The following is a 15,743-nucleotide window of genomic DNA, read 5'->3' on the forward strand; positions in this document are numbered from 1 at the left end:
ATCTAATGTTCAAGATACCCATCACTGAAAACACAGTACTAGATTTAGGTTGCGGAGACAAGCGACTTAGTAAAATGTATCCACATAAGAAGGTGGTTACAGTTGATGCCTTCCCTGCATGTAACCCCGATCATGTACTTAATATTGGTACTGATAAGCTTCCATTTGAAGATAAATCATTTGATGTAGTTGTCATGTCTGATGTTCTTGAGCATATTTCACGTATACATGGTGTCTTTGCTTTGAGTGAAGCTCAGCGCGTAACTAAACTCAGACTGATTGTTATTACACCCACAAAATGGGATTGTAATAATCGTTATTTCAATGATCGAAACTTTCCAGAATATTTTCAAAATAGTTTCAATCTCCATCGTTCCATTTATGCAGTAACTGATTTCCCTGGATGGAAAATAGTATTAAATGACCCTAAATATCTGTGGGTAGAATGGAGTCCGAAATGATAACTTATAGCATTTGTTTCCCATACTGCTTAAGACTTAATCTCTTAAAGAATACTTTAGAATCTTTTCGTGAACAGTACTCTTATAGGCGGGATTTTGAAATCTGTATTGCAGAAGACCCCAACAATGCTAAGGAACATATACAGTTCCTTAACCTAATTAAGGAATATCATGACTTAACTATTATCACTAAAATAGGGTCACATCGAGGTATTTGTTATCTTTGGAATCTATCCGTAGAGATTTCGCATGGTAAGTATACCATAATCACTTCACCCGAAGTAAAACCCGAATGTGATATCCTGCAGTATCTTGATGATGCTTTTAGCCAATTACCCCAATCTTATCAAGTAATTGCTGTTCAGAATATTGATGCTAGTGGCAACCACTTATCTTGGTATCAGCATTCAAAGTTACACAATAGACAATTGCATTTTTGTGCCGCGATGAGTCGTGAAAACTGGACAAAGTTAGGAGGCATGGATGTAGACTTTGACGCTGGAATCTGCTATGACGATGATATGTTTTTGCATAATATAAAGAAAGCAGGTATACAGATAGTTTGTACTGATACTGTATGGGCAAGTCATCAGGCACACTCACATCTTAATTGGGATAATAGACGCAGTATATTAGTTGCTAAGAATAAACAACTGTTTCAAAGGAAAACTAAGCATGTCTAACTCGATGCAACACTGGAATGAAAATCAAGTATGTGTCATAGATACTGAAACTACAGGAACGAACCCACTTCTGAATGAAATTGTACAAATTTGCATTTTGCCGTTAGACTCGAACCTCGATCCTCGTAAAGATGTTATACCTTTCTATGTAACAATCAAGCCTGAGTCTCCTGAGTACTGGAATCCAGAAGCAAAAGAACTGAATAGGGAACTCTTTATCAAGGCTATGGCTTCTGGGCATGATTCTGAAAAGGTAAAGGATCTTTTGCGTGACTGGGTAAAGAAACTTAAATTACCCTTAACCAAATGGGGTACACCTCATAGGATCATCCCATTGGGTCACAACTTTGCTTTTGACCGTTCATTCCTTATGAAATGGCTTGGTGACCAATATGAGGAATTTTTCGATGGCAGGTATCGAGATACGATGACTGCTGCACTCTATCTAAATGATAGAGCGGGATTCCATGCAAATAAAGTTGAGTATGCTAAGGTCAACCTTAGGTACTTGTGTTCAACACTTAAAATTGATATGGGTAGCAGAGCACATGATGCACTTGCTGATTGTCTCTCGACTGCACAAGTCTATAAAGCCCTTTGCAGGCAAGGACTACTTGGATGAAATTCAAGATTCCCATGTACAATGCAACAGTACATATTGTCGTTGCAAATGATATAGTCAAAGCAAGAAAAAAGTATGCTAAACTCTTAGAACCCTGCAAAATAGAACACTACTCTGCATTATTCTCTAGCAATGGTAATCTATTTGCTTTGTTCTTTTCGCCAAAGCGGCTTACACATGAACTAATCGGCCATGAAATATGCCACCTTGTTATGGGCATCCTAGACTGGAATAATATCAAAACAATGACTACTAGAGATGATGAACATACTGCAATTCTAACGGGGCACGTTGCAAAGAAAGTATATAAGTTACTGAAAGGATACAAGATAACATGAATGATGAAATCAAACAAATTCTAGATGATTGGAACCAGGCTAATGTTAACCGTAGCCGGGTTATATCTGATAGAGAGGCTAATATGTTCTTAGGCCCAATAACTCTTGAAGATCATCTAGCCTTAGCCCAGGCTGATATTGCTTCACTCAGGAGTACTATGACTCAATTGTTGAATTGCTTAGCCTAAAGACAATAATGCCCGTAACCTTATGATAAGGTTACGGGCATTATTGTCTTTAGGCTACGTGGTTTTTAGGCCATCGAAACTCGATATTACATCCTCTAGTAATTCTCAAAATATCTCGCCTATGTGTAAGAAATCGATTTGGATTCCCGCCTGTCTTACTTGAATGACCGATGCACTTAGCATATTCAAGACTACCATTTGGCATCGAAGCATCAAAACAAAGAAGTACAATTTCCTTACTTCCACATTCTCTGGCGAATGATATTGCACATTTAACTGTAAGTGAATTTATATTAAGATAAAATGTATAAGGACTAAAAATAAATAGCCTCTCAGGTGGCAATAAATCTTTATAATATCGACTTGAGTGTGCTGAGATTAACATTGTTCCACGTTTAGGGAGACATGTTGATTTGATGCTAGAGTCTTGCTGCATACAAAATATTGGATTCTGAATATTAAGAGACTCCACTTTATGTATTGCTTGATTTATTGCAATAATGGGTATATATGGACTAGGAAAATCGGCCTCAGTTAAATAGTCTAGACTTGGTCCTTTGCCAACTATATATGTATAATGATCTGTAAAGATAGGTATAAGCCTAGTAAATGCATTCTCAAGACTAATCGGATACCAGCGTTTCTCATTCTTAACTCTTATAAACTGCATATCAAGCATTTGAGTTGTACGATCATTAGCTCTAGGTAACATGAAACTACCATCTGCTAACCAACGTACTCGTACATTATCATAAACAGCCTTTACCTTACTCTTATCACTTTTTAATACTTTCTCCGCAGGTTCATTATCAGCTTTCTCAGGACCAATATCCTTTACGAGATTCTTGAATCTTCTACTTGCTTGATTATGTACAATGCAAACGTCCTTGACATTAGGATCACGATCAAAAATCTTGACACAACCTGCAGGAATATTTGTAACCTGTAATCCAAGATTCTTAGATTGTTTAGCCAGGACCCCTGCTAAAACTTTCTGGTCCCATTTCTCAGGGAACATGATTTGTTCAGTTATCCACATATTAATCAAGGCACCGACTTTATCATTATTATGTAAAAAAATTGTACCACTAAGTAACTCACGACCATGGTACTCATGGACACCAAAGTCACCAACAAATGTGTCAAAATACTTGGGATATGCAACGAAAACAGCATCGGCATCGACATACAATAAATCATCATCTGGAAACTTATCTAACATATCCCTAAGAAACTCAGGCTTAATAGCACAGTTTCTAACCCAAGAACCTCGTGCCTCGTAACCTTCAAAATGATACTTAATACCTAATTTATTGAGACTAGTTTCGAGATTCCCTATCTCAACTTCATATGGAGTGTTCTTGGTGTAAAACGCTATGACTCTAAACATTCTTTACACTCCAGTCTTAGTACAACTTTATTTTTCTTTAAACAAAAGTTCATTGGCCGTTTACAGCAGAAAGTACCTGTTGTCTTATTATTTTTAGTAATCAACCTTTGTTCTCTATAGGTACAAGGTACGAGAATCGGTTGAAGAATATAGGGGTTATTATTATAAGGTTCATAGCCATCTTTAGTAGGCGGTTTGCCTCTTACAGGAAAATGAATATAACCTTCAGTTGTTTCTCGCATAGGATGAAATCTCCTTGAGTCCAGTTGATCAACAAAATAATCAACTGGGCATTTCTCATTAACTTGTGCTACAAGGTCTCCATTTGGCATCTTAACTAACATATTCTCGGCTCATGTTCCCTGAAGTGGTTGCCCGCTTGGCCTGCGCCGTCACTGGGTGGAACCGGCGCGGGTCTTTGGCGTCGCGAACATAGCCTTCTGGCATGTTATCCCACGATGTTTTGCACAACTAGGTCACCGTTTGTCATGCGGACGAGCATCAGAAGCTCCAGTGGATGAGGCACATTACCCAATCGCCGACCTTAGCCTGCATCCCCCTGCTGGTATAGTGTCGGATAAACATGTCAGGGGGAGTGGGGTAAGTGGGAATTATAGTTGGCCAAGCCGGGAAGCTCTCGGGGAGAGACCAGGGGCCATACTCAGCGATAGCCGTTCCGCTCAGGGACGCGACAGATTGACCCATAAAGTTCCAGGCGTCTTCGACCATCCCCGTGCCAAAATCATCCCACTCCGCCGATTCCCAATCTCCCACAGTAGACGACATGGCCGTCATGATCGCATAGAATGACACATCATGGTATATCTCGGTTGACAATAGATTTTCATAGGTCTGTGCTTTTGACGGGCTGAATTGGAGGTTTGCCCCAGACTCAACTCCATCGGCGGTTCTCACATAAAGCATAAGAGTGGAGTAAATCCCGGCGTACCCAGACCCTTCTAAACTGGAAGCATCAAACGCGGTCTCCGCAGATGCCTCGACCCCAGAATACTCAGGGGGCGGTGCGATTATCCCAGTAACCGCATTTCCAACTTTTGCGCCTGTAGCATACCCAAAATAACCCTTCCTCCTAGTCACGGTCATGGCGGAGACGAGAGCACATAGTTCCTCTACCGACGTGGAACCATCGGCGTAGTCGCTCGGGAGATAGGACGGTTCCGACGAGCTACCGGCGTACTCATCTGACGAGATGAAGGCCCCATACCAAGTGTCGCAGTCTTCAGAGCAGCAGGCGGCCACGTACGCCTTAAGCTGCGCTAAGGTGTATTCGGTCGCGCCTGAATCGTCGATGAGTCGAGTGGGGTTATATGGATCTTCGGGGTCCCATGCATACCACAGCATCTTTCCGTGCGCTTTCTGGCGTTTTTTTATGTCTATTAGACACCCACTACTAGGCGTAGAACACTCAATTACCAAATGCCCACTGGCATTTCTTAATAAATGTCCATTGCTACTATATTTTAGGTGACCCATTGTTAACTCCTATACACAAGATTCAGGACTATCAATAGTTATTCTTGTCTCACCGCTAATATATGCTAATTTTCCCTCATTAGTAAACTTTAAGGTCCTAATATAACCCCAAAGTGTATGACTTCCTGTAAAATAAGCAACACGAGTCATTATATTAAGTTCTAATCCCTTGTCATCAGTATTCATAAAGAATTCTGTAGAATCTAATGCCTCATCACCCTCATCAGTATCGCCAACTGTTTCCCGATTCTCGTTAATTGTTATTGTTGCTGAATCACCTATAATAAAATTACCATCATGCTTAAAGAATGTTCCTCTTATTTTCCCCGTACCAGAAGCAATGCCCCCGGTTATTTTCATATTTATTGTCTTAGTACCAGCATCATCTAATACTATTGGGCTACCAGAATATACCTGTACATCATCACCGGCATCAGTACCATTTATCCAAGATATATAAATTTCAGATTTAGGTGCACCAGTTACAGTTACTGCTTGATAAACTCCACGAGAAAATGTAGTAGTTGCCGGTGTAACTGTTACAGCATTAGCACTTACTACATCAAATGTAATACTTACGCAGCCCTTATACTTTTCTGGATTTTCTAAAGGGGCTACTTTAATAAAACAAGTTTTACGTCCAGTGCTACCAGTTATCTTAGCAGTTGCTGTAGAAGCTTTACCACCAACTAAAGTAGTAGATGTATAATTTAAAGAGTCTATGCCACTAGATACATGTAAAGTCAAGGCTACACGACAAGTTTTAGCAACTTGTTTCCCGGCTTCATCTTCGAGTCTTAGTGAAATACTAAAGTTTTCGCCTCGGGTTACTTCCCCAATAGAGTTAGTACCAACTGTAATCCTGAGATAGTACTTATCACTAGCCTGTTCATTATTATCATTATTTGCTGCGCCTGAGTCTTCATTATAGATTATTGGATCATAGTCTAATTCAGTAAGACCTATTGTTGGATCTGCTGGTGCTGAGTGTGAACCAATATCCCAATAATTTGGATCTTCGATTACTGTCCCCGCTTGTGAAGCTAATTGAATCTCCAATGGAATCTCAGGTGAATCATGACTATATGAGGCAGATATAACATCCCCCTTTAAAATATTAGTCAGAATCGATGCAACATCAAAAGAGACTGTATCATATACTTCAAGTTTTAGGGCACTTAGAATCGATGTACAGTATAATTTTCTCCAAATATGACCATAACGGTACCCCCAGAAATCTGCTGAAATCTTTACTAATGACTCTTGATTATAAATATAAAAATCATATTCTTGCTCTTTCATTCCGAATTTATCAATTGAAGTTTGATCCTTATAAATATATACTTTATCTTTACCCTCAGCATCTGAATAATCTGTTTGCCAATTAGCTGTAAAGTATGTTACCAAATCTTCTATAGTTGTAAAACCTAAGTTAATAGATTTTAACAAAATATTATTAGTATCTAATGTCAAGTCAGTTGAAACTGGTTCAGTAGATAAATATTTCAAAAATATTATACCATTACGCACATATAATGCACAACGTGCTTGCCAAGCAATATCATTACAAACTTCCAATGTACTTTTTTTATCGGACAATGCAAAGTTACACGGAAATATGACTTGTTCATTGTGCACGGATAAGAATGATGCAGCATCGACAGCATAATCAGAGTATGTCTCAATAAGATACTGAATAATATCTGCTATATTCTCGCCTACACTGGAGTTTACAGTAATAAATATATCACCCTCGAATTCATATTTTGCAAATCTTCCAAAAGAGTCATCTAAGCCTTCTATAAATGTAATTGTTGTACAGGTTTGGCCATCTATTGTATTATTCAGATTCTTAGTATACCAATCGCTAGGGACTACAACTAGTTCTCGTTCCTTTGATGATTCAGTTAAGTTTTTCTTAACTTGACGATAAGCCATTACTTCTAAGAGACTAGTAGAAGCCATATTATTGATTATATACATCTCATTATATGTCGACAAATATTTAACAGATTCGCCTGTATGTAAATTCCAAGAATCTCTTACCTCTACCCATAAATCTACAGGCATTTCTACAATCCAGTCACCTTGAGCATTATATCCGTCAATCAAAGAATCACAAGTAAAATCTTCCGACCAACTTGTTCTTGGGTACTGTGCTACTTCAGCTATAGTACAAGTATTACCTATAAGCAAATATGCACTAGATGTACCATGATTGATTTTCCAAGGTCTTATAAAGTGACATCTAGTACCTACTTGCTTACTACAGTAGTTTGATATCCATCCAACAGATGGATGATTTATATTACAGAACTTATTCTCTATGTTTGCAGTTGTATCTACTAACCATAACACAGAATAGTCATTTATATAGTCACCCGCTTCACGATTATTAACAGCAAGGCTAGTATAATATGCATCATTTTGTGTAGCGAATGTAAAAGTGTTTCCGCTAAATGTGCCAGTACACTTTACTCCTTTAATATAAATTGTTACTATTGTTGGTGTTTGTGGAAAATCAATACCACCCTCGATTATAACTGAGGTTGTACCATAAGTTACATTACCTCGAAGAGTACCATATAATGTTTTTCGCAACCTAACTGCAGGTACTCTAAGAGGTTTGCCAAAACAAAGCGGCCACATTTTACCTGTAGCCTCATCACTTAAATCAGAAATATCGTCTGAATTTGGTGCATACCCAATTTCACCATCTAATAGTGCAGATTCTACACTACATGTAAATGAACGATCTCCCTCTATCCATTTAATATCACCAGAAATCTTTCCCTTTAACAAGATATTGCTTTCAGTGACTACATTATTTACAGCATACACTTGATATACTGTGCATAATGTTCCTTCTAATATGTCTGTATCACTTATGTCCTTAATACTACCATCTGAATCATTTAATACAAGGCTTACATCAGACACATCACCCAACTCGGTATCCCTATCAGTATTATTGAGATTACTTATACTCGTTATATCTCCCTTAACAGTGTCAGTTGACCAAGTTAAAGCTTTTTCACCATAGTAAACTGTACCAGAATCCCATTCAACTTTTATTACAATTATGGGTTCTGTTGCGTATTGAGTTGTTACACTAGCACTTAATGTTCTCATGTTTCTCCTGCAACACCTTCAAACTGTATTGTAACAGTGTGTAATACAGCTTCATTATTTCCACCAGAAGAACCAGATTGACTTGCACAACGTAAATTAGTTGTGGCAATTTCATATGTATCTGTCAATAGAATACCCCTATATTTGACACCTTCTATTGAGTCTATTTCAACTTGTTCGTTTGACCAGTCTTCTAATGCTAATATAAACTCAGCAACAATAGCAGGTGTCAAGGTACCAAATTTTAATAAGCCCCTAATATGATTGGGTGTATTTATGTAAGTATAAAATATACCACTCATGGTAACTTTTAATTTTGTATTTAATTTAATAGCTACAGAATCACCCCACTGAGCATTGGGTAATATAACTGATGTACTGCTAACTAGTCCGGTAATAGTAATCATACTAAACTCTCCATAAGTTCTATTGTTACTTCGACTAATCCCCTCATATTATTAACAAACTCAGGTTCATCTGTAATAAGAAACCCTACTCTTGATACACCTAACTGATCTATCCAAGTAATTTCAGTACCCTTTGTTGCAATAAGTTTTGCTTTAAAATTTTCAGATTGACTTAATACAGTACCAGATGTACAGTTACTAAGTAAAAATCTATATAGATAAGTAGTTACAGTTGGCCAACTTACATCCTTTAGGATAGCCAGCATACCTTTATTATTGACTCTAGCAACATTATTCATGTTAATGCGCCTAGTGTCCTCAAACTGTGGGCTAGGCAACTCGAGTAAATCATACTTAAACAAGGCTCACTCTCCCGCGCCGAATCTCTCGGCGCAATGCCTTACCAATTTTGACTGCGTCAATACCGGGATTCCCAGAACTATTCACTGATACATTGAAATCCCCATTGATACTAGTTACTGGCCCGCCTGATGCAAATCTACGCATACCCGAGTTCATTGCAACAAGTTGGCTATAAAACTTTCGGCTAGCACCCGCATTAACAACATATTCACCAGGAGTTAACATTGCATGTACTGAGTCACTCCCGTGTATACTACCACCAAAAGCTTTAGTAGGTACAGTTGGTATAGAAATAGGTGCAATAATCTTGCCCATGTCTTCTAGAATACTGTCGAAATGTGCTTTAATCCCTAAAACTACACTATCAATATTATAGACTTTTCTTTCAAATTCATTAATATTCTCAAGTGGTATGTTAAATTTTTCCTTGAGTGTCGTTCCCAGTTCATCTAATGCAACTTTACCTTTCTCTAAATCTGCTAACATAGATGTAAATGGAGTTATCTTATCAGTTCCTTTTATACCTGTAGTCACTGATTCCATCAAAATGATTAAATCAGATAAAGCATTGATTTGTTTAGCATCAATTGTACCACTTAATGAAGTCTCTTGTAGGCTCTTTAATTCCTGTTTTAATCCCTCTAACACTGGCCCCAGTACTTGTTTACCCGTAGATTGATCTATAAATTCAACTTCTTCACCCTTTAGATTTACGCCGCGCAATAATCCCATTACTTTATCTAATTGTTTAATATCACCACTATTAACAAATGTCCTTATTGCCACTTTTAAAGCTATTAGACTTTCGGGGTCTGCAAATTTTGTACCCTTTTCGATTTCAGTACTAATTCTACTCGCAAGAACTTCCATCTGTGAAGTAGTTTTAGTCACATTATCGCGTGTATCTATGAGATGCTTCTCTAGTCTATTTATGTCCCCAATAGTGTCATTTATATGCTGTTTATTAGCAATATCTAATGACTTTAAAGCCCGTTTCTCTAGTTCATATTCTTCTACAATCTTAAGACTCTCTGTTAATTTACTCGCAATCTTAGTACCCTTATCACCAAATCCACGTTCAGTTGCAAGTTCCTTGAGTCTTGATATATTATCAAGTTGCTCTTTTATTGCTTGTTTAAATTCAGTATCATCAAGTTTTGTAACTTTCTCACGATCAAACTTTTGTGCCTTATTTGATACAATTTTCAATTCATTATTTATAAGAGTTTCTGTAAATAACCTAGTTTCAGACTCTTTAGCCAATTGCCTATTAATAATTATCATTTTCTCTTGATATTTAATTTGCTTTTCAATTGCTAATGCAGCTTGTTCTTCGATGTCTTTATAGGTTATAGTTTGTTGAGTTTTACGATCAATCTTAGTCTTTAACTCTTCTTCCTTTTGGGCATGTTCTAAAGCCAATTCATTAATACTCTCTTGTATTTTCAATTCCTTTTCACGTATATGTTGTAATTCCCGTCTCTGAGCAGTTCTACCCTTGATAGAACTACCATCTTCATTGATAGGGTCTTTTCGTTCCTGTTCTAATTGTATTAATTGAATTTTGAGTTCTTGACGTTTTAACTTATACTGAGCATTCTCTTCTTTCTGTTTCCTAATAAGGTCTGAAGTTGCTCTAGCATTGCGTTCATTTTCATTGGTTATTTGCTTTACCAATGTATGCATTTGAGTATAATAACTTACCATTTCATTACTTTTAGAAATAGCCTCCTTAATATTCCCAGTATTAAATAAATCCACACGCTCAACATCAAGTTGTTTAATAACCCGTTTAATAATATTCAATTTATCCTGAGGTGTATCAGTTTCATCAAGTTCCCAACTTAATTTGACTTTAGTAAAATCACTTCTAGCAGAAATATTGGCGCTTTCAAGCGATTTGATATTACTTTTAAATTCAGTTAAATTACCCTTTAATTGATCTAAATCTTTTTCTACAGTAGACTGAAAGTTAGTATATTCTAATTTCAAATGGTCAAAAGCAGAATCATAATAATTGGCGGAGGTTTCTATAAAGGGCTTAATAGCGCCCAATGTAACGGTTAATGACTTACTAGACTCTTTACCGAGACCCATAAACAGATTTTTGATATCATTTATCTGTTTTACCGTCTCGGCTTTGCTTGCATCCGCATTCTTATTTATCCAAGTTAAGTTATCCTCAGAAATCTGATTTAATATTTCAATGCTTTCCTTCGACCACTGTCTAAATTTCGTAATAGTCAACGCAGCCCCTGCAAACATAGCAGCAAATGGATGAGCAAGAGATAACCCTACTAAGGCCCTAGAAGTAAGAATTATAGCAGGCAATAATGACAATTTTAGGGTGTCTACAACAAATTTAACACTTTGGTCTAACCCACCAAAAGCTTCAGTTACATTCAATATTTCCTTAAGTGCAACTGTTCCTAAATCATTTCTGAAATAATTCCTAGTCTTTTCTAATTCAATCTGTAACCGTCTACCAGTACTTTCCAGTGCAATATCCACTGCTTTATTATAATAACCCATACTATCAGCAATAGCTAAAATATCTTCTTTAACCTCTTGCATAGCCCTGCCTGTTAATAACATGGCACCAGCCATACCACGTTGTCTTGGTACTAATGCCGCAAGTTCAGTAGATAATCCTTTAGTTTCATCACGTAAGGCATCAAAAGTACCCAATATCCCTCTCGATGCAATTAACTGTTCACCAGAGGAAACATTCATCCTATCAAAGAATTCTTTCATAGCCTCAGTAGGCTTTAGTAAAGCTGTAAATACACCGCGCAATTGAGTAAAGGTTTCATTAGATTTCAAACCATGTCTAGTTAATGTAGCAGTAATACCTAATAATTCATTAAGACTAATGCCAAGTTGCTCAGCAGGTACTATTACTTGTCCAATATTCGCTAATTCTTCACCACGAATACGCCCAACTTCAATTGTCTTAAAATATTTTGCAGCTAGTGTATTAGCCTCTTCAACAGTCTCACCATAAGTATTAATAGCCGTAGACAAAATGTTAACTGCATCTTTAGTCGAGACTAATGCAGTTATAGCAAACTTAGCTGCCTCTTCCATAAATTTAAAAGCTTGTGCACCGCTGACAACCTGATTAGATATTGCTTCATAACCACCAGCAATAACATCTAACATATCAATACCATATGAATTGGATACTTTTTCAAACCCCTTCTGCCATTCAGCCGTAGTCAATTGATTATTTTGTGAAATTGTCCTAACTTCAGCTAATCTCTTTTGAAGTTCAATAGCAGATAGAATACCAGCTTGCAAATTCCTAATAAGCGAGGATATTGCTTGATGTGCTAACTGAACTGCTACTAACTTAATAGCTAATTCCCAAGAAATACTGAACCTAACCATTTCATCTTTTGCTTTTTTGATGCTCGTTGCTACTGAATTAAACTGATTACCCCAACGAGCATCAACTTTACTATAAGCAGCAGTAACTAACTGCAATTGACTATATACTTCAGACATTTCTTTAGACATCGCCTTCATAGGCGTATTTGTCTTAAGATTTGACCAAAGATTATTAAGTTGATTTAATGATACATTATATTTTAGCATCAACTCAGATAATTTATTCTGAGAAGATTGAAATCCAGTAAAATCAGCAATATTTGCCTTGTTTAATTTACCTTGGTCTACTCCTAAGACACTCTGCACACCACTAGATATATTGTTCTGTTTTATTGCTTGTTGATTACTTAATATAATCGCTTTAGTACGCTGATGTAATAATTGCTCCTCTAAAACAATTTCTCTTTTAATATCCGCAATAACCTTAGAACTACGTTTTGATGCAGCCGACTCTGCTTTACTCTGTTCAACTGAATATAGCCCTACTTCCTTATTCAAAGTAACCTGAACTGTTTCCTCTTCTTTCAATTTAGCAATTTTCTGATTAGTAAATATCTCATCTTTATTTATAGGTGCATTACGCGCAGTCCACATTGCCTCTTCTTGAGCACGTTGGCTTAGCGCTGATTCAAATCCCTTAACTCTTAATTGCTGTGCTTGATTCTGTATTTCAGCAGTCGCAGCTTTTTCTTTACTATTGATTGTATCCCAAGTTCTCACTACTTGTTGAAGAGCTGTATATACTTCCTTTACTCCTTGATTCATAGGCCCCATAGACGTATTACTAGACATACTCGCAAGCATACCACGGACATCGTCCATATACAATTTATTTTTAGCCATAGACTGTGCAAGATTCTGAGAGGCCTGTTGATAATTTCCAAAGTCTTGTGTATTTGCTCTACCTAAAGTAGACTCATCTGCTCCAATAAGACCACTTATCCGTGGTACATTACGTTGAAATCTCCTTTCCTCATTATGCAATTCAATTATTGCAGCTTTCAGTTTATTTGTTGCCGCTACATTAGAATCCATTACTGTTGAAACAGATAAATCACCTTTAACCATCTTAAATGTAGCTGATAATGTTTCCATATCCTGATTCATTACTTTAATAGTAGCAGATGCATCCGATACACGCAACTTCATTATTGAGAAAATTTCATTATATTTATTTAATTCAGTCAATAATTCTTGTGCATTGATTTTTGTGCCTTTCATAGACACACCAACCATCATCAATGCATCCCGAACCTTATTCATATTATTTGTGTCTGGTGTTGACATTAGACCCTCACTGAACCTGTTTCAAAGAATTTTGATGCAGATTCGTTAACAATCATTGGTAACAAATTATCGATTTCATTATTAAAGGCTGCATTAGCTTGGGGCAATGCATTCCAAGCTGAACCATTGGTATACCCCATTTCATGTAGATACCATTGATAAACATTAATTTTGAATTCAAACTTGAAAACCCAATTACTTATATCTCCAAAATCTAATATATAGCAGTGCTCACCTTCTCTAATACCGTGTGATATTGATCTGTAACCTTCACGATGCCAAGTACCAGACATATCTGTCCAACCCTTTAATACATTTCCAATAGCTTGGAATCTGTCTTCTGATACCTTTGCTCTATAGGCAGTCATCATTCTTACTTCCCTTGCTAAGGGTATTAATGATGCCCTAGACATACCACTTAATACATGAACTAAATTATATTGTGCAATTTCATTCAAAAAAGCCTGTACACCACTCGCCCACATCCTTTTGAGATTCTCATAGGTTTCTTTTCTAATTTTAGGTTCCTTATCAAAAAATTCTTCTGATAAGCCTAAGTCTGCGTATGTAAACATTTTATATCTCCAGATTACCGAGACTCTAGTTACACCTAGTGACCCTTTCGGAGTCTCGGTAATCTCTTTACCTTATTTCGTAATTTGTTATAAGTCATAGAAGATACCTTCTTGACTCTACTTAAAGACCATTGTTTATGAGCTTTTCTTACACTTCGTCTAATCCGAAGATATACTCGTGGCATGTTAAAAAGTCCTTGCTTCAGCATCTTCCATATCACGTATCTGTGACCATGCAATAAGTTGAGCTTGGTTCCAAATGTTATTAGATTCCCATTCATTCTTTATTTCTGGTGGTGTTATATTCATTCGTTCGCATGCTTTCCAAATAGCATATCTTTCAGTACGCGCCGGTGGTAATACTATACGTTTTGTGTTACCACCTGACCAGCTAAAAAAGCCTTCGTAGCCTCATCAATCATTGTCTGATCCATACCATTAGCTTCAATGATAAGACCAATAATACGATTAATTTCCATAGGAGTAAATCCAGCTTCAGTCAATTCATCAGACCATTTACCCCAAGTCTCGATATCCTCAAGCTTCACTTTTTCCCAAATAAGATCAGGTGTTACTGAAAGGGATTCAATAAACATCCAGTCTCGTTTCAATCCAATATACTTGTCAAGACTTTCAATATATTTTGGGTCTTTGAAATTCGGCTTAAAACTTGTCTCACCTTTCATCATGATATTTGGAGGTACTGGATTCGTGACTAATGCATCAAATGCCTTGTAGTCTAATACGGCTTTTGCCTTAAAGACAACATTACCTTCCTGCCGAGGAATAACGAGGATACGCACTTGGGGGCCGAGAGTTCTTTCACCAATCTTCATCTTAAGATCCTTTCTCCCGCCTCTGGTTTCCACCAGAGGCGGGTCTTGTTTCATCAGCTAAGTGTTCGCGTAACTTCCGTAACATTGCACTTACCCGTACTTGAAATCGTAGCAGCCTTCGGATCATAATCCAAAGTCTCCCAACGATAATCAGGCAACAGATAAGTCATTCCCGTACCACAGTCAGGAGCAAAGACAATACTAATGTCACAAGCAAATGGCCTACAGGTATCCGGATCGCTAGAAGTGCTACCCAAATTACCCTTAATTGCATCCTCAAGTGTACTAACACCCGTAGATGCCATATATTCCCACATGGCATCCAGTTTCACGTCAACAGGCTGTTCATCAGCCGCCTTAACATCATCCAAGATGCCACGATCTGTGATATAATTCATAGGACGGTGTTCTGTCCAGGTCAAGTTTCCTTGACCAATTTTAACAGAAACCCCATTTACAGTAACTGTAGCATCCTTCAAGTCTACAGAGGCGTAGACAGGATGCCAAATTGCGTACAAAGGATTCATGCTTCTAACTCCATTTTGTAGTGACCTTCCACTGTTGCTTGAATCAATTC

At 37.3% G+C, this 15,743-nt stretch carries 14 protein-coding genes; 4 read left to right on the plus strand and 10 right to left on the minus strand.

The window, feature by feature from the left end; translation table 11 throughout:
• From M0R80_26650 to M0R80_26665, 4 genes are all read left to right on the plus strand, one after another.
• The coding region (locus M0R80_26650) for a class I SAM-dependent methyltransferase (protein ID MCK9463217.1) at window positions 1–461 on the plus strand (461 nt) is incomplete at its 5' end.
• Window positions 458–1,144, plus strand: coding sequence for a hypothetical protein (locus tag M0R80_26655; GenBank protein ID MCK9463218.1), 687 nt, complete (start codon window positions 458–460; stop codon window positions 1,142–1,144). The genes M0R80_26650 and M0R80_26655, both read left to right, overlap by 4 nt.
• Window positions 1,137–1,766 (plus strand): 3'-5' exonuclease, encoded by a 630-nt coding sequence (locus M0R80_26660; protein MCK9463219.1) that lies wholly within the window; start codon window positions 1,137–1,139, stop codon window positions 1,764–1,766. The genes M0R80_26655 and M0R80_26660 overlap by 8 nt, the downstream gene beginning before the upstream one ends.
• Window positions 1,763–2,104, plus strand: a complete 342-nt coding sequence (locus tag M0R80_26665) for a hypothetical protein (protein MCK9463220.1) — start codon at window positions 1,763–1,765, stop codon at window positions 2,102–2,104. The genes M0R80_26660 and M0R80_26665 overlap by 4 nt, the downstream gene beginning before the upstream one ends.
• A gap of 237 nt (window positions 2,105–2,341) precedes the next feature.
• Here the strand turns inward: M0R80_26665 and M0R80_26670 are convergent, their stop codons facing one another.
• The 10 genes from M0R80_26670 to M0R80_26715 all read right to left on the minus strand — a co-directional run.
• Window positions 2,342–3,682 carry a hypothetical protein gene (locus tag M0R80_26670; GenBank protein ID MCK9463221.1) on the minus strand — a complete coding sequence of 447 codons (1,341 nt, stop codon included), beginning with the start codon at window positions 3,680–3,682 and terminating at the stop codon, window positions 2,342–2,344.
• A complete protein-coding gene (locus M0R80_26675; protein ID MCK9463222.1) occupies window positions 3,667–4,026 on the minus strand; it encodes a hypothetical protein in 360 nt (119 codons plus the stop codon). The genes M0R80_26670 and M0R80_26675 overlap by 16 nt, the downstream gene beginning before the upstream one ends.
• Before the next feature lie 157 nt (window positions 4,027–4,183).
• Window positions 4,184–5,176, minus strand: a complete 993-nt coding sequence (locus M0R80_26680) for a hypothetical protein (GenBank protein MCK9463223.1) — start codon at window positions 5,174–5,176, stop codon at window positions 4,184–4,186.
• Between the two features lie 9 nt (window positions 5,177–5,185).
• Complete coding sequence (locus tag M0R80_26685) at window positions 5,186–8,308, minus strand: hypothetical protein (GenBank protein ID MCK9463224.1); 3,123 nt, start codon at window positions 8,306–8,308, stop codon at window positions 5,186–5,188.
• Window positions 8,305–8,715, minus strand: a complete 411-nt coding sequence (locus M0R80_26690) for a hypothetical protein (protein ID MCK9463225.1) — start codon at window positions 8,713–8,715, stop codon at window positions 8,305–8,307. Before M0R80_26690 ends, M0R80_26685 begins: the two co-directional genes overlap by 4 nt.
• A complete protein-coding gene (locus M0R80_26695) occupies window positions 8,712–9,014 on the minus strand; it encodes a hypothetical protein (protein ID MCK9463226.1) in 303 nt (100 codons plus the stop codon). Before M0R80_26695 ends, M0R80_26690 begins: the two co-directional genes overlap by 4 nt.
• 55 nt (window positions 9,015–9,069) lie before the next feature.
• The gene (locus M0R80_26700; protein ID MCK9463227.1) at window positions 9,070–13,755 is read right to left on the minus strand and encodes a phage tail tape measure protein; all 4,686 of its coding nucleotides are present in this window, start codon (window positions 13,753–13,755) and stop codon (window positions 9,070–9,072) included.
• Window positions 13,755–14,330 (minus strand): hypothetical protein, encoded by a 576-nt coding sequence (locus tag M0R80_26705; GenBank protein MCK9463228.1) that lies wholly within the window; start codon window positions 14,328–14,330, stop codon window positions 13,755–13,757. The genes M0R80_26700 and M0R80_26705 overlap by 1 nt, the downstream gene beginning before the upstream one ends.
• A 362-nt stretch (window positions 14,331–14,692) precedes the next feature.
• Window positions 14,693–15,220, minus strand: a complete 528-nt coding sequence (locus tag M0R80_26710) for a hypothetical protein (GenBank protein MCK9463229.1) — start codon at window positions 15,218–15,220, stop codon at window positions 14,693–14,695.
• Window positions 15,220–15,743: hypothetical protein (locus M0R80_26715; protein ID MCK9463230.1), on the minus strand; the 524-nt coding region annotated here is incomplete at its 5' end. The genes M0R80_26710 and M0R80_26715, both read right to left, overlap by 1 nt.

It is taken from the genome of Pseudomonadota bacterium, assembly GCA_023229365.1.
In the GTDB taxonomy this organism is placed as follows: Bacteria; Myxococcota_A; Polyangia; order JAAYKL01; family JAAYKL01; genus JALNZK01.